This is a genomic window from Lysobacter luteus (assembly GCF_907164845.1).
GTDB lineage: Bacteria > Pseudomonadota > Gammaproteobacteria > Xanthomonadales > Xanthomonadaceae > Novilysobacter > Novilysobacter luteus.
In genome coordinates, this window is record NZ_OU015430.1 from 272,581 (window position 1) to 296,940 (window position 24,360).

Annotated in this window: 21 protein-coding genes; 12 read left to right on the forward strand and 9 right to left on the reverse strand. The window is 59.2% G+C overall.

The window, feature by feature from the left end; translation table 11 throughout:
* Nucleotides 1–15: 15 nt before the first annotated feature.
* The 4 genes from KOD61_RS01290 to KOD61_RS01305 all read right to left on the reverse strand — a co-directional run bounded on the left by KOD61_RS01290 (nt 16) and on the right by KOD61_RS01305 (nt 5,155).
* Nucleotides 16–1,884, reverse strand: a complete 1,869-nt coding sequence (locus KOD61_RS01290) for a hypothetical protein (RefSeq protein ID WP_215219288.1) — start codon at nt 1,882–1,884, stop codon at nt 16–18.
* Nucleotides 1,875–2,312, reverse strand: coding sequence for an ABC-three component system middle component 2 (locus tag KOD61_RS01295; protein ID WP_215219289.1), 438 nt, complete (start codon nt 2,310–2,312; stop codon nt 1,875–1,877). The genes KOD61_RS01290 and KOD61_RS01295 overlap by 10 nt, the downstream gene beginning before the upstream one ends.
* Nucleotides 2,313–2,363: 51 nt before the next feature.
* The gene (locus tag KOD61_RS01300; protein ID WP_215219290.1) at nt 2,364–3,440 is read right to left on the reverse strand and encodes an ABC-three component system protein; all 1,077 of its coding nucleotides are present in this window, start codon (nt 3,438–3,440) and stop codon (nt 2,364–2,366) included.
* A 422-nt stretch (nt 3,441–3,862) separates the two neighbouring features.
* Complete coding sequence (locus tag KOD61_RS01305) at nt 3,863–5,155, reverse strand: hypothetical protein (RefSeq protein WP_215219291.1); 1,293 nt, start codon at nt 5,153–5,155, stop codon at nt 3,863–3,865.
* Between the two features lie 222 nt (nt 5,156–5,377).
* On the opposite strand from KOD61_RS01305, the gene KOD61_RS01310 reads away from it, so the two are divergent.
* The 3 genes from KOD61_RS01310 (at nt 5,378) to KOD61_RS01320 (ending at nt 8,658) form a co-directional block, all read left to right on the forward strand.
* Nucleotides 5,378–5,977, forward strand: coding sequence for a DUF6088 family protein (locus KOD61_RS01310; RefSeq protein WP_215219292.1), 600 nt, complete (start codon nt 5,378–5,380; stop codon nt 5,975–5,977).
* Complete coding sequence (locus KOD61_RS01315) at nt 5,970–6,992, forward strand: nucleotidyl transferase AbiEii/AbiGii toxin family protein (RefSeq protein WP_215219293.1); 1,023 nt, start codon at nt 5,970–5,972, stop codon at nt 6,990–6,992. The genes KOD61_RS01310 and KOD61_RS01315 overlap by 8 nt, the downstream gene beginning before the upstream one ends.
* A 505-nt stretch (nt 6,993–7,497) precedes the next feature.
* Nucleotides 7,498–8,658 (forward strand): IS30 family transposase, encoded by a 1,161-nt coding sequence (locus KOD61_RS01320; RefSeq protein WP_215219294.1) that lies wholly within the window; start codon nt 7,498–7,500, stop codon nt 8,656–8,658.
* Nucleotides 8,659–8,745: 87 nt separating this feature from the next.
* Here KOD61_RS01320 and KOD61_RS01325 read toward each other — a convergent pair whose 3' ends face one another.
* The gene (locus KOD61_RS01325; protein ID WP_215219295.1) at nt 8,746–9,159 is read right to left on the reverse strand and encodes an H-NS histone family protein; all 414 of its coding nucleotides are present in this window, start codon (nt 9,157–9,159) and stop codon (nt 8,746–8,748) included.
* Nucleotides 9,160–9,895: 736 nt separating this feature from the next.
* Between KOD61_RS01325 and KOD61_RS01330 the strand changes: the two genes are divergently transcribed.
* From KOD61_RS01330 to KOD61_RS01340, 3 genes are all read left to right on the forward strand, one after another.
* Entirely contained in the window at nt 9,896–10,867 is a 972-nt protein-coding gene (locus tag KOD61_RS01330; RefSeq protein WP_215219296.1) for an SIR2 family protein, read from the forward strand.
* Entirely contained in the window at nt 10,864–12,612 is a 1,749-nt protein-coding gene (locus KOD61_RS01335) for an ATP-binding protein (protein WP_215219297.1), read from the forward strand. The genes KOD61_RS01330 and KOD61_RS01335 overlap by 4 nt, the downstream gene beginning before the upstream one ends.
* Before the next feature lie 501 nt (nt 12,613–13,113).
* Entirely contained in the window at nt 13,114–13,968 is an 855-nt protein-coding gene (locus KOD61_RS01340) for a hypothetical protein (protein WP_215219298.1), read from the forward strand.
* Between the two features lie 288 nt (nt 13,969–14,256).
* Here KOD61_RS01340 and KOD61_RS01345 read toward each other — a convergent pair whose 3' ends face one another.
* The gene (locus tag KOD61_RS01345) at nt 14,257–15,648 is read right to left on the reverse strand and encodes a hypothetical protein (protein WP_215219299.1); all 1,392 of its coding nucleotides are present in this window, start codon (nt 15,646–15,648) and stop codon (nt 14,257–14,259) included.
* 136 nt (nt 15,649–15,784) lie between these two features.
* Complete coding sequence (locus tag KOD61_RS01350; protein WP_215219300.1) at nt 15,785–16,747, reverse strand: competence protein CoiA family protein; 963 nt, start codon at nt 16,745–16,747, stop codon at nt 15,785–15,787.
* A gap of 412 nt (nt 16,748–17,159) precedes the next feature.
* On the opposite strand from KOD61_RS01350, the gene KOD61_RS01355 reads away from it, so the two are divergent.
* Nucleotides 17,160–18,116, forward strand: coding sequence for a DUF932 domain-containing protein (locus KOD61_RS01355; RefSeq protein WP_215219301.1), 957 nt, complete (start codon nt 17,160–17,162; stop codon nt 18,114–18,116).
* Nucleotides 18,086–18,619: a JAB domain-containing protein gene (locus KOD61_RS01360; protein ID WP_456307128.1), complete on the forward strand. Its 534-nt coding sequence runs from the start codon at nt 18,086–18,088 to the stop codon at nt 18,617–18,619. The genes KOD61_RS01355 and KOD61_RS01360 overlap by 31 nt, the downstream gene beginning before the upstream one ends.
* Before the next feature lie 184 nt (nt 18,620–18,803).
* On the opposite strand, the gene KOD61_RS01365 is transcribed toward KOD61_RS01360, so the two are convergent.
* Complete coding sequence (locus KOD61_RS01365; RefSeq protein ID WP_251370617.1) at nt 18,804–19,214, reverse strand: helix-turn-helix domain-containing protein; 411 nt, start codon at nt 19,212–19,214, stop codon at nt 18,804–18,806.
* A 457-nt stretch (nt 19,215–19,671) separates the two neighbouring features.
* Here KOD61_RS01365 and KOD61_RS01370 point away from each other — a divergent pair, with 457 nt between their 5' ends.
* From KOD61_RS01370 to KOD61_RS01385, 4 genes are all read left to right on the forward strand, one after another.
* Nucleotides 19,672–20,025: a hypothetical protein gene (locus KOD61_RS01370; protein ID WP_215219302.1), complete on the forward strand. Its 354-nt coding sequence runs from the start codon at nt 19,672–19,674 to the stop codon at nt 20,023–20,025.
* A gap of 17 nt (nt 20,026–20,042) precedes the next feature.
* Nucleotides 20,043–20,903, forward strand: coding sequence for a hypothetical protein (locus tag KOD61_RS01375; protein WP_215219303.1), 861 nt, complete (start codon nt 20,043–20,045; stop codon nt 20,901–20,903).
* Nucleotides 20,904–21,120: 217 nt separating this feature from the next.
* A complete protein-coding gene (locus KOD61_RS01380; protein WP_251370733.1) occupies nt 21,121–22,065 on the forward strand; it encodes a YqaJ viral recombinase family nuclease in 945 nt (314 codons plus the stop codon).
* A gap of 10 nt (nt 22,066–22,075) precedes the next feature.
* Entirely contained in the window at nt 22,076–22,975 is a 900-nt protein-coding gene (locus tag KOD61_RS01385; RefSeq protein WP_215219305.1) for a recombination directionality factor, read from the forward strand.
* A gap of 378 nt (nt 22,976–23,353) precedes the next feature.
* Here KOD61_RS01385 and KOD61_RS01390 read toward each other — a convergent pair whose 3' ends face one another.
* Nucleotides 23,354–24,094, reverse strand: a complete 741-nt coding sequence (locus tag KOD61_RS01390) for a MobA/MobL family protein (protein ID WP_215219306.1) — start codon at nt 24,092–24,094, stop codon at nt 23,354–23,356.
* Between the last annotated feature and the right edge of the window lie 266 nt (nt 24,095–24,360).

The following is a 24,360-nucleotide window of genomic DNA, read 5'->3' on the forward strand; positions in this document are numbered from 1 at the left end:
AACACGAGTGGCGCATTACGCAAGATCGTCGAACTCGGCCCCGTCGCTCGGCCCTGGCGGCGGCGCATTCTTCAGCTTGGGTGGATAGAACCCTTGCCGTCCGCGAGTGTAGTCGTCGGTGAACTCGATGGCATGCAATGCGCGGGCCGTGATCGGATCCACCGTTTCGTTTTCCAGAACGACAATTTGGCCAGGGCCTTGGAAGCGAGAAAGCCAAGCGTAGAAGCTCGTGTTCACCGCGGCCGTGGGGATCTCCCGGTCGTTGTCTGGCGTCTCTTTCTGCGCGTAGGCTTTCAACGGCGAATCCAGCACGACGACGCCGAGGTGAGGGTGGCCCTTTCTTAAGGCATGCTGCATCAAGGCGATCGTCATGGCGGACAGGAACAGGCCACGTTTCCCCGCGCCATAGCTGAGGCGTCGGCGGTCATCGATGACCAAGTCACAGGCCTTCGGATCGACGTACACGGACTGGATGGACGTGAACCCCCAGTCGTTGAGTATCTGGCGTGCGATCGCTCCGACATCCGCTCCGTGCTGTCCAACGTTGCGTACGAGGACCGTCTGCTTCTGTTTCGTTGCTTCCTTGAGCCGCGCGATCTCGCCCGTCAGTCGATCGGTTTCATCAAAGGCGTCGATGAGCGATGAAAACCGCGTATGTGACTCGGCGAGATCGCGCGGGTCTGAGTCGAACTCCAGCGACGCACTACGCAGCACCGCCTTCTCCTGCTCCTCCAATACCCTCAGTGACGCTGTGAGCCGCTGCACATCAGCAGTAGCAGTGGCCAGGCGCGTCTGCTCTCGGGCCAAAGATGGCTGCAGTCCGCGACGGAGTGCGAGGATTTTTTCCGCCTCGGCCGCAATCGCATCGCGGTACTTGGTCGGCGCCTTGGGCTTCAGGCTACTAGGATCGACATGCTGTTCAACCGGCGTGCCGCAGAGCGGGCACGGCGTCTCGGCCAAAGCCTGGAAGAATGCGATGCCTTCGTCGGTGGCTCCGAGGCGGGCAAGGTCGCTTGCATACTTCAGGTCCAGTAGCGTGAAACGTTCCCGCATGGACGTGGCCCCGGCAAGTTGTGTCGTTGCGGTAGTGAGAGCTTCTCCCTCCGCAAAAATCTGCTGCCGCAGTCCCTTTAGGACCGCAGAGCGCGCCTGGAGCTGCGTAGCGAACATATCCAGCCGCTCATCGACTTGCGCCAGGGCTGCAACCACGGATGCCCGATCTGTGTCAGCCGGAATCACGCCCTGCAGACGCGCCAATTCCGCCTCGGCCGCTGCCAATCTTCCCTTGGCCTGGTCTTTTTGGGACGCTGTCTTGTAAAGCTCGACTGCGGAGTCATCGAGGCCGCTCAGAAACAGCGAGTAGGAAGAGACGTGCTTTTCCGAGCCATGACCCTTGCCCTTCGTCGCGTCCTCGGAAATCATGCCGGGCTGGGAGAGCAGGGCCCAATGCCGCAGGTCGTCACCAGTGACGGGGCCTTTTTCACTTCGGTTGCGAAGCACCTGTTTGCCTGCGGCGCCAGACAGCCTGACGAGCAGCTCGCCAAGATCCTGATCGACTTCTTCGAGCGGGTTCGCCGTACCGTCCGGAACCCGAGGATCGTCTAGCCGCACCAGAACGCGCGCCGCGCCGCCAGACATCGCCTTGCGAACGAGGTACTCATGCTCATCATGCAGGAAGGCGAGCTCCAGCGAATTGTATCCCTGCGATTCCGGAGGCGGTTCAAGTGCTGCGGTACCGCCCAGTAGGAACCAGATGCACTTCCAGATGTGCGATTTGCCAGTGTCGCTAGGGCCGCGGATGAGTGTGCGACGACCGTCGAACATGACCTTCGCGGGCAATACGCCCGGACCGTGCACCGACAAGTACTTCAGCGTTATTGCCACTGGCTCCCCCTCGCGGCGGCGCCTTCAAACTCCGCACCCCAAAGGTGGCCCTGTTGAGCGAATCTCTCGGTCATTTCTCTTGAGCTCAGGGTGGCGAAGGTAGCAGCTGCCCAGCGGCATCGCCTGTCCAGTTCGCGCAGGTAAGGCGAGGTCAGCGCGCCGACCATGCTTCTGGCGGTCTCGCCGGCGAAGTAGGTGATCCCGGTTTCATCCATCGACACCGCGACGAGGCCACGGGTGCTCATCAGGTACAGGCTTTGGGCGATGAGGTCGCGGCGACTCAAGTATTCGCTGCCGCGATAGGGGACCGGCGTGTGAAGACTTGGTGGCCCATCGAGATCGTCGGAGTACACGATGGCGTAGTCGAGCAGAACCAGCTTTTGGAGGTCGGCGCCAGCCGGCTGCAACGAATTGAGTAGATACACCATCCGAACGCCCAATTCGAACGGCGAGTTGAAAGCGGGGGGGCTTGGACTTTTTCATTTGACCCACTTCAGCCGACCTCTAACGACTAAGTGATGGCAGGTGCCAGGTAGGTCACCTCCGCGAAGCTGGGGCGAGAGGCGGCTCTCCTGGACCTGCAGCGTCGACGCTCGTTCTACTGCCGCGTCGACCCGTGCCATGCCCGTCTGGAGGCGGAATTGCGCGATCGTGGGGCGGATGCCCGCAAGGACCATGTCCAGCAGCCGATCAAACTCCGGTTCGTTGGGGTAGATGTCCCGGCTGAACCGCTGCAGGCCTTCTGCGCAATAGAAGATCTGTCGATGCGAATCGAAGTGGTCTTCGTACTCGCTGCCCGGCAAGTCGGCCAGGACGACAGGCGATGCTTTGTGCTCGGTGTAGACGCGCAAGAGCTCGTCGACATACTTCCCCTCGTGCAGTGCCGGCTGGGCGGGCATCGGATCATCGTCGCCGCGTTCAGGCACGATACCGAACAGGTGACAGTGGGCAGCCTTGTCGAGCGCGTGCCAAGCCAGTAGGTCATGTACCGGGCACTCGATGAAACGATCGAAGTCAAAATCGTCGATAGCAGCCTGGACGTCAGGGGTGAGCTCGGCAGCCTTGCCTTTCATCCCGGTGTTTTCGTTCTTCCATGCGTCGACGAACTTCGCCTTGAAGGCCGAAGCCCCCGAGGCCATCGTGTTGTGAAGCTCGTTGCCGACAGCATGCGGGCAGCAGAAGTAGTAATAACTCGGACGCGGATAGGTCTTCAAGGCCAACTGCTTGAAGAACTTCGCCATCTCGGGAAATGCATCGCTCTGCGTCAGCCCCTGTTTGTAGTGCTTGGCTTGGTACAGGTCCCAGCCGTCACGCGCTAATGCCGGGCCATAGCGCGCCTCGATGTCGCGGCCACCGTCGCCTGCGCCACCCAGCCGCTTTACAACTGCATAGGGCACGCCGCCTGGGAGAGTTCGCTGGCGTGCGGCGGCCAGAATGACTTCTTCCCATTGATCGGGACTCAGCAGAAGAACTTGCGACGATGGCTGGATGACGCCGCCCGCTGTAACGTGCTGGGTTTTCCGCAGTTTGCGCGTCGTGCCTGATTTTGGTGGCATGGATCTGGAGTTGTCCTTGGCGCGAAATTCTCAGTGATGGCGCAGCCACAGATTCTTCACAGTAGCACCTAGTGTGGTCGCCATCCGCTGGCGCTCTGTAAGAGGGCAGGAACAGTCTCACCGTGCATGGTCTCCGGGTACATTCCGAGATAGCAACAACGATGATCAAAGCTTGCGTATTACGGATGGGCGGTAGTGCGCGGTCGTTGACTAGTCGTCCCGCGCTTAGGTGCCGCAATGCAGTCGCGGGTGAACTTTTGCACTCAGCCTGACGCTTTCGCTTAGAAGTCCGTTATGTCCGGCGGCTCCGGGCCGCAAGTAGTCGCAGCGCACAAAGTTGTGTTCGCAGCTGGGTAACTACAGTTAGTCGGGCGACAATGGCCATACGGGGCCGCGGTCCCGTGTCCCCCGTAGCTGCAGCACTACGGGCTTATTTCATCCTCTTCGAAGTGCTTGGGCGTGTAGCGTTCAGCCGGTGCCCGCCACGCCCGGAAATGCGGCATTGGGTCGGTTGGGCCAATCAGTTCGCGGGCCAGCGCCAGACGTGCCAACAGGGGGCCACGTTCGGATGCCGGCAGGCCGGCGATGTCCTGTTCCAGACGCTCAAGGAATTCCGATCGCGCTCTGATTTCGGACCAATGGTGGATGAGGGCGTCCAGCTGATCTTGGCTTTGCCTGGTGGATTCCTCGATGCGTCGCCTGTTCTCCCGGATCGCGCGTTGCCGTTCTTCGACTTCGTACTGACGGCGTTCGCACTCCAGCTGCGCCTCCCCCCGCGCGACCAAAGCAGGCATTCTGGCCCCGAAGGCTTGGATGCCGGCGACGATATCGGGCAGGCGCGCGAGCAGTCGAGACTTCCCACTTTCCTGCCAGTGTTCGGCCAGATCAACGCGGCAGTGCGGCGCATAGGCCATCAGGCGCAGTCGGCCGGTCGGGCACTCCCGGGTGATTGTCCATGTATCGACTGGATGGCGGAATCGACCCTTCGGAGCGATGTAGTCAGTATCGCGCACGTAGGTGTTGTTGCCGACATAGCGCAGCAAGGTAGGCACGGCTACTTCGACGAGCGCCAAGCCCACTATATGTCCGTCGATATGGACCACGGTCAAGCGCTTGGGCGCCCAAGACCTGTCGTTCGGGTCGTATTCCTTCTGCTGGACAGGTTGTTCCCCGGTACCGAAAGCGAGCCGGCGTGCCGACCCGTAGTTGCGGTCGATCAGGCTGACACGGTGTCCTTTGGCTTCGAGCGCTAGGAACAGGGCGTTGGCGAAGGTCAGTGCATGCTCCAAGCCTGTCCGGCTGGCTGTGATGTCCACTAGGTTCCGCTTGTAGGGCTTGAGATAGCTCCACCACTCTTCAAGCTTGCGTGTCTTCAGAAAATCGCCCATCGCGCCCTGGATCAGGCCATGTGTTTTCGGGCATGCGTTCCTGAGGGCGCGCTCGGTTGCCGGCTTTGCGCGTGGCATTGATCGGCGGACGAGGACGCTGCCTCCGGGCTGCCACTTGGTTGGCTCGCCGGCCCGGGCCGCCGGAAGAGCAGGCGGTGGCGGGGCCTTGCCGGCGTCCTTCTTCGCCCAGTAGCCCGCATCCGGGCGCGGGACATTGAGCGAGTCGCACACGCGTGCCAAGTAGCTGTCGGAAACCTGAAAACGCTTTGCAAGCTTGCGCAACGGCTCGGTCCAGACGGCTGCGTAGAGTTCCTCGCGCGTGGCCATAGAGGTGGACCTCGATCCGGGGCGGCAATGGGAGTGTGGGCGGTTTGATCGCTAGCCAAGCACAATGGCATTCAGCTTCTAATGGATCGATGATCATAAAATAGTTAAGTAAAATCAATTAGATAGTTATTTTTTTTGAATGGGTCGCTCCTCGATCGATGAGCGTTCTTAGGAGAGGAAAGTGTCAGAAAAAGCATGTATTCTTCTGACGAGGAGCATCCCATGACGTCCCTGAGCCAAAAAATCCTGACCCACGCCGCCAAGTTGCCCGAGGGCGCACCTCTGGTGGCCAGCGAACTGCTGCATCTGGGCAATCGGGCCGCTATCGATCAATCGCTCTCCCGGTTGGCCAAGCGCGGCCAACTGATCCGGGGCAGCCGTGGCGTTTACCTGTGCCCGGTGACCAGCCGTTTCGGGGCGCGCCCGCCGGAGCCTGCCAAGGTGGCGGAAGCGATCGCACGGTTGGGGGGTGAAGTCGTGGTGCCCAATGAAGCGGCCTCTGCCAATGCCCTTGGATTGACGACCCAAGTGCCGATGCGACAGACATACCTAACTTCCGGCAAGTCGCGGCGGGTGCAGTTGGGCAAGCAGGTGCTGGAGTTCAAGCATGCCCCAGCGTGGAAGTTGCGTCTCGCGAATCGGCCCGCTGGCCAGGCGTTGCGCGCCATTGCCGGGGCAGGTCCGAAGAATGCCCATGTGGTTGCTCGCGAGTTGCGGCGTCGCTTGAGCAAGGCGGAACTTGTCGAACTGGCAGGCGCGTCGACCCATTACATGCCTACCTGGCTGGCCAAGGAACTCCGGGGATTGAGAGCCCATGGCTGAGGCTTTGCTCGGCTTGAGAGAAGGTGATCGACGCGAGGCTCTACTCGTCGCCGCCGACAGGATCGGGCGTCCTGTCTATCTTCTGGAAAAGGATGTCTGGGTCGTCTGGACACTTGGCGTGCTCTTCGAAAGTGCGCTCGGGGAGCATCTGGTTTTCAAGGGCGGCACCTCGCTATCCAAGGCCTATGGCGGCTTAATGCAGCGCTTCTCCGAGGACATCGACCTTACCCACGACATCAGGCAACTGATTCCAGACATGGCAGACGCCGGCGATGAGCCGATCCCGGTTTCTCGCAGCCAGGCCAGGAAGTGGACGGATGCCGTTAGGAAGAAGCTACCCAGCTGGATTTCAGACGAAGTCGTGCCAGTGCTTGGTGCTGCGATCAAGACAGCTGGCCTGGATCTGACGCTCATCCAAGAGGGCGAAAAGCTGCGTTTGCAGTATGCGCAACTCACGGAAGGAAATAGCTATGTCCGACCGGAGGTGTTGCTGGAGTTTGGTGCCCGCAGTACCGGGGAGCCTGCGTCTGCTAGGAAGGTAACGTGCGACGCAGCACCCGTATTGCCCGAGCTGGCTTTTCCCGTAGCCATGCCCCGCGTGATGGCAGCAGAGCGCACCTTTTGGGAGAAGGCGACGGCTGCGCACGTCTACTGCCTCAAGGGCGATTTTCGCGGCGAGCGCTATGCACGGCATTGGCATGACATGGTGCGGCTGGCGGCAGCAGGTATCGCGAATGCAGCGATAGTCGATCGAGAGCTCGCAAATCGTGTTGCGGATCACAAGCAAGCGTTCTTCGCCGAGAATGCGTCGGACGGAAGCGTGATCGACTATGGGAGAGCGGTTTCAGGTGATCTCAGACTCGTCCCGGAAGGCGATGCCCTCAACGCCCTCAAGAGCGACTATCAGGAAATGATCAGCAGCGGCCTCTTCGAGGAGGAGCCGTTTCCATTCGAAGTACTGATGAATCAGTGTCGCGAAATTGAGTTGGAGGCCAACAGGCAGGCTGCGCCCTGAGGAATAGGCGGGATCGACCCAAAGCAGTCGCCGGCCGGCACTAGGGTGATGGCAGCGAAGGCAGGACGCACAGCAGTAAATTGTCGGGAAGGGTAGGCTCTCATGACGAGCCATGCTTGAAGGGGGAAGCATGTTTCGACGGATTGAATCTATTGCAAGCGCGGCGGTGTGGAGCGGCTACTCTCTGAGTGCGAGGACCCTCAGGGGGACCAATGCCGCAGCGCAGTAGGACGCCAGGTATCGCGACGCATAAGTCCTTCGACGAGTCGCGCGCCGACTCGTAGACGATCGCTTAGTTCTAGGTGGAGTGCGCCGGGGCGAGAGACTGGCTCCTCTCGTAGCCCCCGGTCGGTCCACAGTTTGCGTGCCCGATCACGCGGCATCTGTCTTCCAAGCCGGTCTGACTAGCCTGGTGGGGCTGATCGGCTCATGTCCGCCTTCGACGGCGGTTTCATACGATCGATGCAGCACACAGCTAGCTGCCTTTGCAGCAGGAGTGTTGCGTATGAAGCGACGGACCCGGATCCGGTACACCGACAGCCAGAAGGCCCTGATGTGGGACCGGTGGCGGAAAGGCGAGTCGTTGCACCAGATCGCAGGGCTGTTTGATCGGCATCATTCGTCGGTTCGCCGGATCCTCGCCGAGACGGGCGGCATTCGCCCGCCGGATCGTCGTCGATCGTTACGGGCATTGAGTTTGGCAGAGCGGGAAGACGTTTCGCGGGCGCTGGTCGCCGGACACTCAATCCGCTCGATCGCGGCAACGCTGGAGCGGTCGCCATCGACGATCAGCCGCGAGATCCGGCGTAACGGTGGCGCCGCACGGTATCGCGCAAGCCATGCGGATCAGGCGGCTTGGGACCGGGCGCATCGCCCCAAGGCTTGTAAGCTGGCGCTGCATCCCACGCTGGCGGCACGGGTGGCGGACAAGCTGCAACAACAGTGGTCGCCACAGCAGATCGCCGGCTGGCTGATGCGTACCTACCCAGACGATGCGACCTGCCAGGTGTCCCACGAGACGATCTACCGCACCCTCTTCATCCAGTCGCGGGGCGCGCTGAAGAAGGAGTTGCTGGAGCACCTTCGGCGGACGCGGGGGATGCGTCGATCGCGCCACCACACGCAGAAGACGGCCGACCACGGCCGGATCAGTGACACCGTGTCGATCCGCGAGCGCCCGGCCGACATCGAGGATCGGGCCGTTCCGGGGCACTGGGAGAGTGACCTGCTGTGCGGCAGCGGCAACAGCCAGATTGCGACACTCGTCGAGCGCAGCACACGCTACGTCATGCTGGTGAAGGTCGATCGCAAGGACACGAAGACGGTCGTGGACGCACTGATCCGCACTGCGCATCAGCTGCCGAACGAGCTCTACAAATCACTGACCTGGGACCGCGGCAAAGAGATGGCGGACCATCGCCGCTTCACTTTGGCCACCGACATCCAAGTCTATTTCTGCGACCCGCAGAGCCCTTGGCAGCGCGGCTCGAACGAGAACACCAACGGTCTTCTGCGGCAGTACTTTCCGAAGGGCATCGACCTGTCCGGCTTTTCCCAAGCCAAGCTGGATGAAGTTGCAAGAAGCTTGAATGAGCGACCACGGAAGACCCTGGACTTTGAGACACCCATCGAGCGATATCGACAAGCTGTTGCACTGACCGGTTGAAACCGCCGTCGAGAGCAGACATGTGCCATGACCGCGCATCGAGCCTTCCTAAAGGGGCCGACTACTCGGTGAGGGAGCGGTCCAAATTCAGTCTTGCTTGTACACAGAGCGCTGGCCGATCCGGCTGCTATTTTTCGCCGTCGGCCGGCCCAGTCCAGGGATCAGGAAGTCTGCGACGCTCTGACCTCGCTTCGTCCTGTCTATAAGCCAGCGTGGCATCCGGCCACGGCCAGACCATGTATGCCGTTTGTTCTCAGGATCGCGGTACTTCGCAGCCACCCGTACTCGTTTCCGTCTCTTCGCGGTTTTGTCAGCTGCAGGAGCAGACCTGACATCGACGAGTTCATCGATCGCGTAGCCGTAGGAGACAGCAAGCGCGATCAGTTCTCTGCGTACGACGGCAACAGGACGACGACTGGACAGCAGCTTCTTCCGTCGCTCGGCGGCGGTCAAGAGTGCATCGAGCTCGCGCAGGCTGAGCTTGTCGACATCTATCTTCATGGCGGCGAGCGTCAGGCCGGGTCAAGAGTCTGTCAACCAAAGCTTGGCGCGTAGATGGCACCGCCCACAAAAATGCCCGGCCTCGCGCAGAAAGGTTGGCTTTCGACCCGAAGCAGACGGTGGTCCGCAAGCTGCGACCACAATGAGCAGACGTTCGCCGCGCTTTGGCGTTCACCGATTCAACAAGACCACTCAAATGGTTTAATCATCATCCATGAGCCGTATTGATCTGAAACATCTCGCTCGGGCTACACTCGGATAGGTTCGGGGGAGTTCCCCCCCCCCCCCTCTGCCTCCGTCCTTGGTCAATTTTCCGCGAGCAGAGATAGTCAGTTTCTCAACGAGCGCCAACGGCATCCCAACCGCACGTGGGGGGCGTTTGCCTGCCGGCGAGGTTACGGCGGTCCATGGCATCAATTCAACGTCCACAGAAGGGGTATCGATGAGCACTCCAAGTCCGCCTAAGTCGACTGGTGCAGCGCCTACCGCATCCGCGCCGGTGACTCCAGCGATAGCGCTTCCCCCTCTTCCTCCCGTCAAGTACGCGGCCGCTACCACTGGTGGCAAATGGGCGATTGTTGCTAGATCGGACGACACGGACGCAACAGATGCAAACGCAAAGGCACAGCAGGAAGGCCGGCGACGCGTAAAGCAAGCACTCGCAGCCGTCCTGGGTAGCGAGCAATTAGTTGTCCTAGTGGGCCTAGGCCCGTCCGCTGGGGTGGGCGGGCCGAAAATGAGCGACCTGTGGCGGAAGGTGCGGGACAAGGATCAGGCGAGTTTTGAAGCGATCCAAGCGAAGGTTGGCGACACCACGCCTCTGGGCGAGACAGGGGATATCGAAGCACTGCTTTCTAAATGCCAACTGCTTGCACATCTTCCCGTTGGTGTAGACCCTTCGGTCGCAACGTTCATCTCGGAAGCAGAGAAAATAATTGCCGATGCGTGCCGTGACTTCGTTGCGACCGCCGACCTCTCCGACCATGAGCACTTGGTACGTGTCCTTGCGCGGCGCCCCCAAGGTAAGCCTCGCACGCGGATCTTTACCACAAACTACGACCTTTGTATCGAGCGTGCCGCGGGAAACAGTGGTGCGCATATTGTCGACGGCTTCGGTAGAGAGTCAACGCCCGTTTTCGATGGAATTAACTTCGACATTGACTTCGTGCGACGAAGAATTGAGTCAAAAAGCCCCGAGTACTTAGATGGCGTTGTGCATCTCGCAAAGCTGCACGGCTCTGTCGACTGGGCGACCGAAGACAACCGGATTGTTCGACGCGAGAAGCCCGCTGCGCCGGTCTTGATCTATCCTCGTAGCGATAAGTTTGAGCTCTCCTATCGGCAGCCATTTCTCGAGATGATGTCGCAGCTGCAGTCGGCACTACGACAGCCTAATATTGGTCTATTAGTGCTTGGTTTTGGATTCGCTGACGCCCACCTTTCTGAGATGATTCTCTCCGCAATTAAGCGGAACCTCTCGATGAAAGTTGTTGTTGCCACCCTTCACTGCGAACAACATTGCAACGATGCCAACAACTGGGCGTATCGTCCGAAGATTCACCTTATGCAGAAGCTGTTGAGTCAGGGGGATTCACGAATTGCCTTGGTTGATGCGACGTTCCCGGATCTCGTTCGTCTTGTACCCGACCTTGGCACGGAAACCGAGGAGGATAAGCTTCGTGCAATGCTCAGGAAGCTCATTACATGACCGGGATCACTGCTAGGGAGAACGTACTTGATCCGAATCGCCGTATAGGCGTAATTTCGTCTGTCTTTCCAAGCCGAACTCACGTCAACCTCGGTGACGAAGCCGCTCGTTCTGGAACGTCGCTGTACGGGCATGCGCTCGGAACGGGTCAGGTTGGCGAGTTTGTTCTTGTCGATTGCGAAAGCACGGTTGCCATCGGTCGTATCTCGACCCTCCGCCTCATTGAACGAGACCGCCTCGTGGTCAATCCATCGCTTGGCGATGAAAGGCGAGTTGATCCGATTGGCGAGATCGATTTGCTCGCGACTTTGGACAAGGAGACCGGGCGTGTATCGCAAGGTATCGCTTCTAGACCCCGACTTGGAGCCCATGTTTATTCACCTGCGCCGAATCTCATGTCGGCGCTTGTCGCCGATGCACCTTCTGACAAGGCGAGCGCGAAGGCCAGGCTTCATCTGGGAGTCGTGACATCTCTTCAGGACGCTACTGCATCCGTTACGCCGGAGCGTCTATTTGGCCGACACTGCGCGATTCTTGGCGCCACTGGCGGCGGCAAAAGTTTTACCATCTCGAAATTGATCGAGGAAAGCGCGAGGCACAAATGCAAAGTGATTCTTATTGATGCAACGGGCGAGTTCTATACGTTAGGAGGCATTGCAAGACACTTGGCTCTCGGGAAACCACTAAACGGTGAGAGCGAAGTGCACCTTCCGCACTCAGCTTTAGAGGAACAAGATTTGTACGGCCTGTTCCAGCCCTCTGGGAAAGTACAAGGTCCGAAGCTGCGCGAGGCGATCTATAGCCTGCGCATTGCACACGTACTTATGACACAAACATCCGCGCCGGTGCTGGCGTTAAAGATGGCTTTGACGGCATCCGGTTCGCTTCAAGCCAACGGGTTACTCTTGAAGGCCGGCCTGCAAAGAAAGCCCTACGATGACGCATTGAACGCGTTACGTCACGTGATTGAGGCGCCAGACGCTCCCTTCAATGTGAGGCTTCTTGCCGGACAGATCGTGTGTGAATGCATTTGGCCGACCGACTTCAAGAAGGCGGGTTACTACGGCGGAGGAGATGGAAACGAGGCATACTGCGCACCGCTTATCGCGCGAATTAACGCAGTGGTCGCTGGCCCGGACTTGCGTGTCATATTTGAACCTAAAGGGCCTAGCTTGCTTAGCGACATTGAATCATTCCTGGCGGGCGATGAGCGTGTTCTTCGAGTCTCGCTTGCGTCAGTTCCGTATGGGTTTAATGCAAGAGAAATCGTCGCGAATGCGATTGGCCGTCGACTTCTCATGCTTGCACGTGCTCAACGGTTCAAGACCGCTCCGGTCACAGTGTTCCTGGATGAAGCGCACAACTTCTTGAATAGAAAGATTGGCGAGGACGACGCAAGCGTCCGGCTGGATGCTTTCGATCAGATCGCCAAGGAAGGGCGGAAGCACTGGTTGAGCATTTGTCTCGCTACCCAGCGACCACGCGATTTGCCTGAAGGGGTGCTGAGCCAGATGGGTGCAATGATCGTTCATCGCCTCATCAATGACCGCGATAGGGATGTAGTGGAGCGCGCGTGCGGAGAAATTGATCGGGCAGCAGTTGCCTTTTTGCCAACGTTAGCGCCAGGGCAAGCGGCATTCGTCGGGGTGGACTTTCCATTTCCGTTGACGGTCTCAGTTGATATGCCCAGCTATCCGCCCGACTCCCGTGGCCCAGACTTTCAGGCAGCTTGGGGACGTAGCTGAATGAATCGCGAGCAAGTATCAGCGCTGACCGGAGACGCTATGGGTCGCGTCGTGCGCGACCACCTCCAGTTGCTTGATCTCAATGTGTGTGAGTGCGTTGCAAATTCCGGCTCGCGCACTACATCGCACGGTCTCCTCTGGTCGCACCACCACTTAGTGTTGACTGCGAGTACAGCCGCCGTCTCCGCATTCAGAAGAGGTTGTTGCTGCTTGCGAGAGACGAAGAAAGCAAGGTGTTCCCGGACATCTTGATTCACCAACGGAACTCTGACGACCACAACGAACTAGTGCTTGAGCTGAAGCGTCTGGGCCAGGTTCTTGGGCCAAGCTAGAAGCGTTCGTGACGTCTGCTCATAGCCGAAGCAGACGCTAGAGGACAGGGTGCCCGTTGCTTTGTGACAGTTAAGCTAAGCCGCTTGCGAAGGGGCTCCCCGTGTGGTGTAGCGCTGCTTCGTGCTTTTAGAGGCTCATCCCGTTCCAGGTTCCGGCTTTGAGATGACGATGGATCCTGCTGACAATCCCCTCATGGGTATGCTCGCCGAGGCATCGGAGGCGTGGAAGCGTCGCGCCGAGGAGCACGAAGAACTACGGGCCTCGCCGGAGTACATACAGGCATCGATGGCCATTCAACGAACCGTCAGAGGGCTGTTCCAGACGTTGCGCTACTGCGAGCTTGCGGTAACTCGATGGCCGGAATACGGCGAGCGATTTCTCTTTCCCAGGCATCAGGCTGATGTCGCCGAGGCCGTGGTGGTTGCACAACTAGCAGTAGAAAACGGCGGCCTAAACGCGGCGCGCCGAGAGCTTCGTTACGCGCTGGAAGTTGCAGTTAACACGGCGTATGTCGACGAGCAAGCTGCCTCCGAGGACCTCGAAGGCAAGGTCCGCTTCTACCGCGGCTCGCACGTCAAGAAGCAGAACGTGGACCATGTGCAGCACCTCCCATTGAGACTTCTAGGGTCAGAGCGCGTCTCGTTCGTGAACGCGACGCGTGCTGCGTGGGTAGATGCTTCCAACTACGTGCATCTCACCAAACGCGGAATGGACGAAAAGATTCGGCTGCGGGCAGAAGGGGTCCGGCTGGGTCTCGAAACCGTCGAGATGATGTCAGACGTCGCCCGAGAGTTTCATCGCGTTTGCAGCATCTTCGTGGTGCTCGCCTTTGAAAGTATCGGGCCGAGCTTCACGGGTGACATCCTCGTGGGCGGGCTTGATGAGAACGAGGAGTGGCCATTTCACGAGTGCCCGTTCATCGCCGCGGTCGATGCGTACTTCGACTACAAGCACGAGCGGCAAGACAGACTAATGGAGCACAGGGCCCGACGTACCGGCCGCACCAGATTGGCCAAAGGCTGACATTGAGGCGCGGCATCCACCAAGGGCGCGCATCCGCTGGACCGGGCACTCTTCCCTGCCCCGGCGCTAGGCCACCACTGAAGCTGTCAAGGATCGTGCAGCGGAGTCCGGCCGAACGGAATCGAAGCACAGTGCCGAGGCCTCCCTCAACCTTGGATCGCAGGCATGTAGCGGATCGTGATTGCAAGACTGCTCGCCGGGTCTTGGCTCAACCTTGTTTTCGGCTTGCGAATCGCCCCCCAGATGCAAGGCCGCGCCCGTGGCCCAGCACGCCTGCGCATCGCAGGACTAGTCGTGCGATGCGTACACGCCATCAAAGACCCACTGGCTGACGTCTTCGGCCCCATAGGTCAAATAGGCTGGGTCGGTGGGGGTAAACATGTCTACCCCTCGGTTGAAACACTCAAGGACTGCGGCTTTCTGTTGCGACGAGGCTTGCTCCCACCACACTGGGGAGAAAGCGGTGTTCTCACAGTTAGACAGGACCATTCGAAACATGGCATCCGCGCCGGCCCTTGGGTCCTCATGGCTAACGGTTGCAAGGGACCGCATGAACTCCCGGCAAGTCGGAGCACTAGACTTGTGCCATGCGAACAAGAATCCCCAGCCATTGTGAGTTGGCACCGAACAGAATGTCAGGAGATCCAAGCGGCACTCCGGGTCCATCAGGTCCTGAAGAGTGCGACCCAGGAAATTGAACTCGGGATAGAACAATCCCGAAAACGCTACAAACTGAGGCTGTCGACATGTAAACAGCACGTATTCGATGTCTACGTGCGCGAGGTCGTCTATCAATGTGTCGAGTGCAGACTTGTGAATACGGAGGGCTTCGAGCGAGAACGACGTTCCCGAGTGCATTGCATCGAAGGTTCGACGCAGCGCACTTGTTTCGGGGAGGGCTTCGATCCGTCCTTCAATCAATGCAAGGGCGTTCTCTTTGACGAAAAGCTCTCGACACACAGACCTGTAGGCATAGAGCAGAACTTGCTGGCTCGTGGGAACAAGAAATGCCTTGTCGATCGGGGCAAAAAGCTCGTTGTCATGCTTGTCGCAAAACCCGAAGAACGTTGATGAGACGCCAATTCCACATTTGACGAGCGAAGCGCTGCCGTCATTCTTCTTTAGGTCGCCCACGTTCATCGACAATGTGTAGACATGTCCTTCGTGCGCGATCACGGAGAGCTGGCCGTTCCTCTGTATGGAGTGCGCGCTGATGAACTCACCGCATTGATCCCCGCTCTCAGGATGAAAGCATCGCCCCGTTCTTGATAACTTCTTCTTACTCCCGACATATGCATTTAGATCGAACAGCCCTGGCTCGTCGAATGCCATTGGTCCTGCCTCGGTAAGCCCATCCTTTGACCAGCAGGTGTAAACAATTGCAATGCCTTTCGTCTGTGCTGTCCGAAATTGGATCAGCCCGATCTCACGGCCTTCAAATGACGTCTCGACCACTTCAGTGGGTGGCGTTTCCACCCCGACGACTTCCCACTCGCTCTTCGCGACGAAAAACCGTGCTTTTGTATACGCAGCTTCGGGATTTGCTGCTACGACCCAACAGGCCGCATAGGCACCGCCGACAGCGGAATACTGTGTGTTAAGCGTGGTCGGAACCGCCTGAAAGCAAACAAAGAATGTAGCCTTTGTTGGCAAGGAATGGCGATCTGCACTTGCGGTCATTGGTTTCGTCCGCGATGAAAATTTGGCTATTCTCTGTCGTGCACGATGTGATCAGAGTTCGACATGAATGTCTGCTTCGGCTGGAAGCGGACGCTTGAGCCTACTTACGTTCTCGGCAGCTCCTGATAGATCAAAGTCAAAGTAGCGGCTTTTGCGCATTCCAAGGCACATCTTGAACTATGGGGCGCAGCTGCGTCTTAAAGCGCGTGTCGTCGTAGTAGGAGCCGCGCCCCGGGACGTACGCGACCACATAAAGACCTTTCCGATACGGCAGGTGATTGCCGAAGCAGTCAACCCGCTGGTCGCCCTTCATGTAGCTGGCCAATTCCCCAAAGAACGGTTTTGGATCATCTTCCGCGGGTTCATGTCGCCACATCGCCTGCTCCCGCAAAACTAGCTGATTTCCCTTCTGTGTCGGAACGCGCTTCTCCCGGCACTCCTGATTGACGACTCGTATGACGCTGTGCCCCAACATCCTCGACAGGAACGGAGCGCTTGCGATATGAATCCAATGGCGGTTGTCGGCGCGCTCCAAGACGTGGTGGGCGAATGTCGCTTTGTCTTGCAGGTCTTCATCAGAGACATCGGCGAGATCAATCTCCATCATGTTCAGCCCTTGGGCCATCACACGTTCGCGCTTGGACCAGTCCACCGCGTGTGAAACTTTAATTTCGACGTAAAGCGCTTGAAGTAGGGCTTGGCCGGTGAGCGCGATGACTTTGACATCAGGGCGCATTTGACCTTCACGCAGCACCACTTCCTGAGCGCTACCGGGCGCCAAGGTCGCGGGAACCGTAGAAAAAGAAAGCTCACCGTCCAGTGCCGACCAACCTGGCAGTCTAAGTTGCGTCGCGCACTCGACAATCTCCTTACCCATGCGGTGAAGTGCGCTCTCGCGTCCTCCGCACCCGGGGGTCTGCGAGGCGTGGGCGAAGTAAGGCGCACGCTTACGCGTCGGTGAGGGAAGGTTGCGGGCGATCAGCGGCTTGGCGCACGCAGGATCTGGGCAAGTGCAGTTGCATGCCAGCCCTGTATCCACCTCGGAAACATAGTGCAGCACGCCTTCTCTCAGGCCAAAGGGAACCTTCCGTTCGTTCATGGGTACTTGTTATCCCTTTGAGTTCTCACGTGATGAGACTAGAGCGGCGTCAACCAACTCTCAGGCCTCAAGAGGATGCCGAGCTTTGGTAAACCGCTTTGATAGCCCAGGTCGGATGCGGTGCGGAAGCAAACAAATTTCAGACACATACCACTCTACTGAGACCGGTAGCGACTGGTCTCGCGTGAGAGCGCTCCGCACCGACGCGCTGCTTTGGGATGTCTGAGATATGCCTGAGAAAACCGATGTCCTGACCTGCGTTCTTGTCGTGGCCGCCGCACTGTTGGTGGGCTTCGCCAAGTGCGTAGGTTGCACGTCAAGGTTCCCCGATTGAACACATCCGCGCGCATCGCGCACGAGGCCCGGTCTATCCGGGCTTCGTGCGTTTATGGCGTCTAAGAAGGAGTCAAACATGCATCAAGTTGAGTCGATGGCCTATGCCGGCGAGAAGCCGTGGCATGGGCTGGGCACCAAGCTCCAACCCAACCAGTCGATCGACGACTGGAAGGAAAGCGCCGGGATGGACTGGTCCATCCAGGACTCCGAAGTGCGCTACATCACCGGCCAAAACGGGATCGGGACCATCAACGCGTTCCCCGAGCAAAAGGTGCTGTACCGATCGGACACCAAAGCACCGCTTGCGGTGGTGTCCAAACGGTTCCAAGTCGTCCAGCCCGGCGAGATCCTTGAGTTCTACCGGGATCTGACCGAAGTCGGTGGCTTCGAACTGGAGACAGCGGGTGTCTTGCGTGAGGGGCGTAAGTTCTGGGCGTTGGCCCGGACCGGCCAAAGTGTGTCCCTGAAGGGGCGCGACCGAGTGGACGGCTATCTGCTCTTGGCCACCGCGTGCGATGGCACGCTTGCCACCACAGCACAGTTCACGTCGGTACGCGTCGTGTGCAACAACACGTTGTCGATCGCACTGGGTGACAACCGTGGCGCGATCAAGGTGCCTCATCGGAGCCAATTCGATCCCAACATGGTCAAGCGGCAGCTTGGTATCACGGTCTCGGCTTGGGACGGTTTTGTCGTCCGGATGAAGGCACTGGTGGATCGCCCGGTGGATCCGGATTCCGTCGAAGGGTTGCTTCGCCGCATTCTCACTTACCCAGGGCAGGGCGGGGACAGCACGGTGGTCAACGAACAGGCGGTCAAGGCCGTGCGCTCGCTCTATGACGGTGGTGGCAAGGGCGCGTTGTATGCCTCCAGCCGAGGTACGGCTTGGGGGTTGCTCAACAGCGTGACCGAGTACGTGGACCACCATCGGCGTGCCCGGAGTGATGACCACCGCCGGGATGCGGCTTGGTTCGGGCAAGGAGCGCAGATCAAGCAGAAAACATGGGACGAGATGATGAAGCTGGTGGCGTGATGGACGACCGGTCGCGCGTGCGTGAGTCGGCCCGGGTCGCGTCCCCCCAGGAGGCTGCCCGGGTCCGGGAGGATCGGACCATCGCCCGGGCTTTGGGCATCCTCGAACGAAGGGCTTCTGAAGCGGGCCTATCGCTGGGCGATGTCGCCACCTGCGGGGCGTTCTTCCGGTTACGTTTGGGCAGCGAACGCCGGGAGCACTTCGAGGTTGCGTTCCTCGATACCAAGCATCGGCTCATCGCGGTGGAGCGGTTGTTCTCTGGATCGGTGGATGGAGCGGAGATCCATCCGCGCATCGTGGTCCAGCGGGCGTTGGCCCTGAATGCGGTTGCGGTGCTGGTGGCCCACAACCATCCCAGCGGCCATAGCGAGCCGTCGGCCGCCGATCGGGCGGTGACCGCCCGGTTGAAAAGTGTCTTGGGGCTGGTGGATATCCGGCTATTGGACCACTTCGTAATCACCGCTGGAGAGGTGGTCTCGATGGCGGCCCGCGGGCTGGTGTAGACGTGCAGCTCAGTAACGGCGTAGCGCCCGGCCCGATGGCCGGGCCTTCGCTGGGAGGAAGAGCCATGATTAACGCGACCGATATGCCAGGCCAATAGCCACACGCCGCGAACCGATCGAAGCCGATACGATCTCCCTGGCATCGTGATGGCGCCATGGCCGAGCCCGAGGGGCGATCCCGCTCTCAGGCCTTGTCGGTCAGAGTCTTTAGCGCCTTGGACTGTTCCCGCTTGGGCAATTGCAACAGTTTCACGAGCCGGGACAGCAGGGTCGGGTCCTGGATCAGAGCAGGGATCAGCGTAGCCAGTACATCTCGCTGGGATTCGTCGGCCTCGGACAGCGCCAAGATGGCATCGGCCATGGCTGCATCATCAGCCAACAGGTAAGCGACGGGTACGTCCAGCACTTCCGCCAGCTTGTCCAGGTTGTCGAAGCCAATGGCGGTGACCTGGTGCTCGTATCGGTTGATGCGCGATGAACCTTTGTCTTTACCCAACCCCATGCGATCCCCCAGCGCCCGTTGGCTGAGTCCACGCAGTTGCCGCGCCTGAACCAGGCGGGCAGCGAACAAGGCGCGTGCGGAGGAGTCGGACACCGAGCACAGGGATGAGGGAGACCGCCCGGATCATGACCAAACCTCTAACCGTGTGGCAGACTCTATCTTTCAGATAGAGGGTCGGCCGCGTCAAGTTGAACGTCGAGACGCCTCCGCTGGGGTGTTGTTTCGGCATGTAGAGACAGGGGGGAAGACGTGTCCGAAGAGGACTATTACGAAATCTTGGGTATTCGCCCAAGTGCGGGTCGCGACGAGATCGACCTTGCCTACAAGGGTCGACGCCGCCGACACCGAAGTCCCGGGCAACGCTCAGGGCCGCGCTGCAGGGATATAAGTTCAACGCTGATTCCTTCGAGCGGGTGTTTGTGGCCCCGCACATTCCGTTGAAGAAGCCCTGCGGCCCTTTGGACAGCTATGGCCAAGGCCCGCGCGTTGTACGCAACCACAAACAAATACGAATCAACCTTCCCAACCGAATCTAATGAGGCGATCCAAAATGCAATATTTCATAGTCTTTGCTGGCTTCTTTGCAATGTCCGCCCTTCTGATGGCCACGTTTTACTGGCTTCCGAAAGGGCAGGCTGCACACGACAAGTTCATCTTCAAGTGTGGCGTCAACTTCACCGCCATCCTGCGTGGCAACTCCAAGTGGAAACACGTGATTTACTGGGGCGTTCCGGTTCTCGTCCTCCTGTTCTCCAATTTTCTGGGCGGGCTGGCGATGCTGGCAGCTGCGATCATCGGCCTGACTTTCAATAGGCGCTATCTGGCTTCGGCCACTCCGGCAGTCTCCGAGCTGGGGCAGGTCGAAGTCGCCGCCTCCAAAAATGCCCCCGATACCGTTCCCTGAAGAAGGAATCACGACACATGAGCAAGATCTACTTGTGGGCCCTGCTGGGTCTGAGTTGCTTGTTGACGGCATGCAGTGGCGATATGAACTGCGAGGACGACGAAGTTATCGACACTATCCGCCAGATCATTGCCGAACATACAAGCAATGGCGCGGCTAATGCCATCCTCGCTGCCGAAATCAATGATGTATTCGCCTTCAAGAAATCTGATGATGGTAGGTGGACCTGCAAGGCACGGATGATCGTTCAAACGCCGGAGAACACCTTCGAGGACGAGTTCCATTACGCCGTCAACAACTACGAGTCCGGATTTGAAGTTGAGGTGGATGACGACGCTGCGCCACTGTTGAATCGGGTGAATGGCGTCTACGTGAGAATCGCCAACGCAGAAGCTGCAAAGCAGGCAAACGAACGTGCGGCCGAACGGCAGGCGGAGATTGAAGCCTTTATGGACAGGTTTCCGTCTGGCAACGTCTGTGCCGAAAAACTCCACCAAAATGCCTTCGTCAGCAACCACGTCGACACTCAGGTGACGATCAACGACGTTGGCTATCACGTAGGCCAGTTCCCTCCTGAAATCCAGCGGCAGGTCGTGGACGACTTCGCCAGCGCGAAGGTCGGCGTCGCTGAAATACAAACCATCGAAAGGTCGCCGGTGAGCTGGGAGGACCTAGAGAACTCGCAGATGAGCTACAGGTGCACTGGAGCTCTTCAAGCTATGGTTGGGGGCAGCAATGTCAGGGGCGACACAGTGTCATTTTCTCTGCTGTCCACCGATGGCCAAAGCTTCACGCTCAACTACAGCGGCGGTATCGACAAAATGAAAATGCCCGTCGTCGTCAACAACTACGCTGATCAACTGGTAACAGGAAAGTAATCCGGTAGCACCGCGAAGAGGGAGCGCTCCCCTGGCTGCGGGTCAGCAAATTGATTTAGGGCCGTCTCGTGCGGTCCTTTTCACGAAAATGAGCGATGGCGCGTATCTGCATGGTTAGTCATGCAGGACAGCAGCAACCACACACAGGCCGCCCCGTCGAGGGGCGGCCTTTTTCATTTGGGAGAAGGAGATGGGAAGAACGACGGCCTTGCGCCTGGTGGATACCCGCACGCTCGATCGCGAGCAGTGGCTGGAAGTGCGAAAGGGCGGGATCGGCAGCTCAGACGCTGCCGCGGCAGTCGGGTTGTGTCCGTACAAGAGCCAGCTGGAACTGTGGATGGAAAAGACGGGGCGTGCAGCTGCAAACGGAGAAGAGCCTGGCATGGATAGCCCGATGTTCTGGGGAACGCTTCTCGAACCCTACGTTGCGGTGGCGTACCAACAGAAGACGGATCACAAGGTGCGGAAGGTCAACGCCGTACTTCAGCACCCGACGTTCAACTTCATGCTGGCCAACATTGACCGCGAGGTCGTGGGTTGCCCGGAGGTGCAGATCTTGGAGTGCAAGACGGCCGGTGAGTTCGGCTCGCGCCTATGGCGTGACGGCGTGCCTGAGTACGTCCAGCTCCAAGTCCAGCACCAACTGGCGGTGACGGGCAAGGCAGCGGCCGACGTTGCTGTCTTGCTCTGCGGCCAGAAGATGGAGGTGCATCGCATCGATCGCGATGACGAGGTCATCTCACGATTGGTGGTGCTGGAAACCCGTTTCTGGAATTACGTCGAAACCGATACCCCGCCACCTGCGGATGGCAGTGAATCGGCTGCTCGTACGCTGCGCCAGCTCTACGCCGGTAACAGCACCACGCTGGACTTCAGCCAGGACGCCACCTTGTGCCAAGCCTTCACTTCGCTGGCGGTGCTCAGGGCCGAGCTGGACGAACAGGAAGCGCAGGCCGAGCGTCTCAAACAGACGATCCAGCAGGCCATGGGCGATGCCTCACGGGCGTTGTTCGCCGAGGGCGAAGTGACCTTCAAACGATCGAAGGATGGAATCAGCTTGGACGCCAAGAAGCTGGCTGCCGACCACCCCGAACTGGTTGCGCGATACAGCGTGGCCCGATCCGGGTCGCGTCGATTTGTATTGCGCGCCTCCAACAACTGAGGACATCAACATGTTGAAAGGTTTAGCGATAACCCCGCCCGTCGTCGGTCGAATATCTATCGGTCGTGTGGTCGAACGCAACGGCAAGCGCCTGCCGGAGAAGGATGACCAGTTCACCCTGACCAGCCAAGTGCAGAACCGGGATGGATGGGTGCTGCATCCGATGGATGAAGCGCTTCGCAAGGAGGCGGGCGGCAAGCTCCGGTCGATTCCGGTGCGTCTTGTGTTCAACGACCCGGGACTGAACCTGCGGGCCGACTACTCGCTGTTCGATCGAACGACTGGCCGGCCTGTCTGCGTGGGCAACGGTGAAACCAGCCGACGGGTTGGAAACGAGGGAGTGACCCAGCAACCGTGTCCCGGACCGGAGGTCTGTCCGTTCGCCAGTGGCGACTGCAAAGCCTACGCTCGGTTCAACGTCATAGTGGGTGACGGCGAGGAGGATGCCTTGGGGAGCTTCGTGCTGCGCACCACGTCCTTCAACACTATCCGCACACTGGCGGCGCGATTGCAGTACTTCAGCGCGGTATCGGGTGGGCGGTTGGCCTGCATGCCGTTGGAACTGAAGCTGCGAGGGAAGAGCACGGCAATGAGTTTCCGCACAGCGATCTACTACGTCGATCTGGTGGTGCGCATGGGGATGACGTTGGAACAGGCGATCAGCCAGGCTCGGGAGCTGGACGCGGGCCGCAAGGCCAGCGGCTTTGATCAGGATGCGTTGGACGAGGCGGCTAGGAGAGGGTTTTCAAACGGGACGTTCGAGGACCTGATCGAGGACGTGCCGGCTGTGGTCGAGGAGTTCTACCCCGAGGATCGAATGACAGATGCAAGTGAGCCGTCGCTTCGTAAGGCAGCGACTAGCTTGGGAAGCAAGTTGGAAGCCAAGGTTACTCGCGCGGCGAATGGTTGACGATGGTGTTGGTAGGTTACCCATGTGGGAGCGGCAGGGGAGCTTCGGCTCCCCTGCCGGAGCGCGCTGCCGCGCTCTTCATTTTTTTGCCTAGGCGCTACGCAGTATCGGTGAACAACGCAGTGACGCTGCGATGACGGCGGTGGACGCAGTGAGAACGGTCTAGGAAGTCTGTAGTCAGGGTTGAAGCGAGGTGCGTTGCTTACAGGCGTGCTCATCCGGGGCCACGAACGGGCCAGAAGCACGAAAAAGCATCGGCCTGCTACCGAAACCGATGCGATTAAGCGATTGGATCGCTTAATCGCATCGGTTATCAGGCGGCAGCCCCGAAAATTTTGGACTCGCGAAGTCGGTTCGCCCCATCTGGAGACGTCGCGGCTACAGAACTGGAGGCTCACCGTCGACCAGGCGGCTCTTTCGCCTGCTCGCGGTGTACTCCCGCCGTTCCTCTCTCGTCATTCTCTTGATCCGTGCCGGTCCCAGGTGGACTCCCGGGGCTCGATCGATTCCTTGTTCTCGGAGGCTCCGGTGATCGACGCGAACGTCCCATCCGGCTTCGGCCAGTGCTTCGTTCTGAAGAGCGGCGATCTCCTCGCGGGTTGTGATCAGGTCGTCACGCATTTGCTGACGCGTCTTGCCCCCGCTGAGCTTCCTGCATCCTCCTCGTTCGGGGTGCGCTGGGTTGTATCGCGAGAAGTACTGCTTGGGCGGGCGACAGACGCCGTCGGGTGCGCGGTCCGAGATCATTACGTGGATGTGTGGGTTAGGGTTTCCCGAAAGCTCGCCTTCAGGACCGTGCAGTGCCATCTGCCAAGGGCGAGTTCCGGCAACGGCCTTCGCAACCTTCCGGCCCAACATCGTGTTCTGCTCGTCATCGAATTCGTTCGGGAGGGATATGATCCATTCGCGATAGGCTGCTGCGTTCTTGCGCTCGTGCCTGTCCGCATGCTTCCAGAAGGAGAGCGGATGGTCTGTGCACCAATCGGGCATGTTGCCGAACTCGAACGCGAGTAGGTCTTCCTTGTCCGAGTACTTCTGTCCTATGCGAGCGTCGTAGCGGCTGTGTTCGACACAGGTACCTTTCTTTCCACTCTTTACTTCAACGCGATAGCTGGCCATGTTCGTATCCTGTTCTTGCCACAACAAAAAACCGGCGAGGGAGGCCCGCGCCGGTTGGTGTATTGCAGGGTGATTGATAAAGGTTGGGGAGAAACGTTAACTGCGCTTCCTCATCTCCCCCTAAAACTAATGACAGAGCCAACCCTGATATCACTAGGTGACGATGGTCAGCTAGTAGGCCGGACCTCAGTGACTAAGCCAGTCCTACAAACGGTTACCTTTCCTATGTATAGAAATACGTACGACCCTGTTAGCTATGTGCGCAC

Coding starts and splice junctions, on each gene's coding strand:
- KOD61_RS01295 (WP_215219289.1), bottom strand. CDS start 2,312: ATGGTGTATCTACTCAATTCGTTGCAGCCGGCTGGCGCCGACCTCCAA.
- KOD61_RS01300 (WP_215219290.1), bottom strand. CDS start 3,440: ATGCCACCAAAATCAGGCACGACGCGCAAACTGCGGAAAACCCAGCAC.
- KOD61_RS01305 (WP_215219291.1), bottom strand. CDS start 5,155: ATGGCCACGCGCGAGGAACTCTACGCAGCCGTCTGGACCGAGCCGTTG.
- KOD61_RS01310 (WP_215219292.1), top strand. CDS start 5,378: ATGACGTCCCTGAGCCAAAAAATCCTGACCCACGCCGCCAAGTTGCCC.
- KOD61_RS01315 (WP_215219293.1), top strand. CDS start 5,970: ATGGCTGAGGCTTTGCTCGGCTTGAGAGAAGGTGATCGACGCGAGGCT.
- KOD61_RS01320 (WP_215219294.1), top strand. CDS start 7,498: ATGAAGCGACGGACCCGGATCCGGTACACCGACAGCCAGAAGGCCCTG.
- KOD61_RS01325 (WP_215219295.1), bottom strand. CDS start 9,159: ATGAAGATAGATGTCGACAAGCTCAGCCTGCGCGAGCTCGATGCACTC.
- KOD61_RS01330 (WP_215219296.1), top strand. CDS start 9,896: ATGAGCGACCTGTGGCGGAAGGTGCGGGACAAGGATCAGGCGAGTTTT.
- KOD61_RS01335 (WP_215219297.1), top strand. CDS start 10,864: ATGACCGGGATCACTGCTAGGGAGAACGTACTTGATCCGAATCGCCGT.
- KOD61_RS01340 (WP_215219298.1), top strand. CDS start 13,114: ATGGATCCTGCTGACAATCCCCTCATGGGTATGCTCGCCGAGGCATCG.
- KOD61_RS01345 (WP_215219299.1), bottom strand. CDS start 15,648: ATGACCGCAAGTGCAGATCGCCATTCCTTGCCAACAAAGGCTACATTC.
- KOD61_RS01350 (WP_215219300.1), bottom strand. CDS start 16,747: ATGAACGAACGGAAGGTTCCCTTTGGCCTGAGAGAAGGCGTGCTGCAC.
- KOD61_RS01355 (WP_215219301.1), top strand. CDS start 17,160: ATGCATCAAGTTGAGTCGATGGCCTATGCCGGCGAGAAGCCGTGGCAT.
- KOD61_RS01360 (WP_456307128.1), top strand. CDS start 18,086: ATGGGACGAGATGATGAAGCTGGTGGCGTGATGGACGACCGGTCGCGC.
- KOD61_RS01370 (WP_215219302.1), top strand. CDS start 19,672: ATGCAATATTTCATAGTCTTTGCTGGCTTCTTTGCAATGTCCGCCCTT.
- KOD61_RS01375 (WP_215219303.1), top strand. CDS start 20,043: ATGAGCAAGATCTACTTGTGGGCCCTGCTGGGTCTGAGTTGCTTGTTG.
- KOD61_RS01385 (WP_215219305.1), top strand. CDS start 22,076: ATGTTGAAAGGTTTAGCGATAACCCCGCCCGTCGTCGGTCGAATATCT.
- KOD61_RS01390 (WP_215219306.1), bottom strand. CDS start 24,094: ATGGCCAGCTATCGCGTTGAAGTAAAGAGTGGAAAGAAAGGTACCTGT.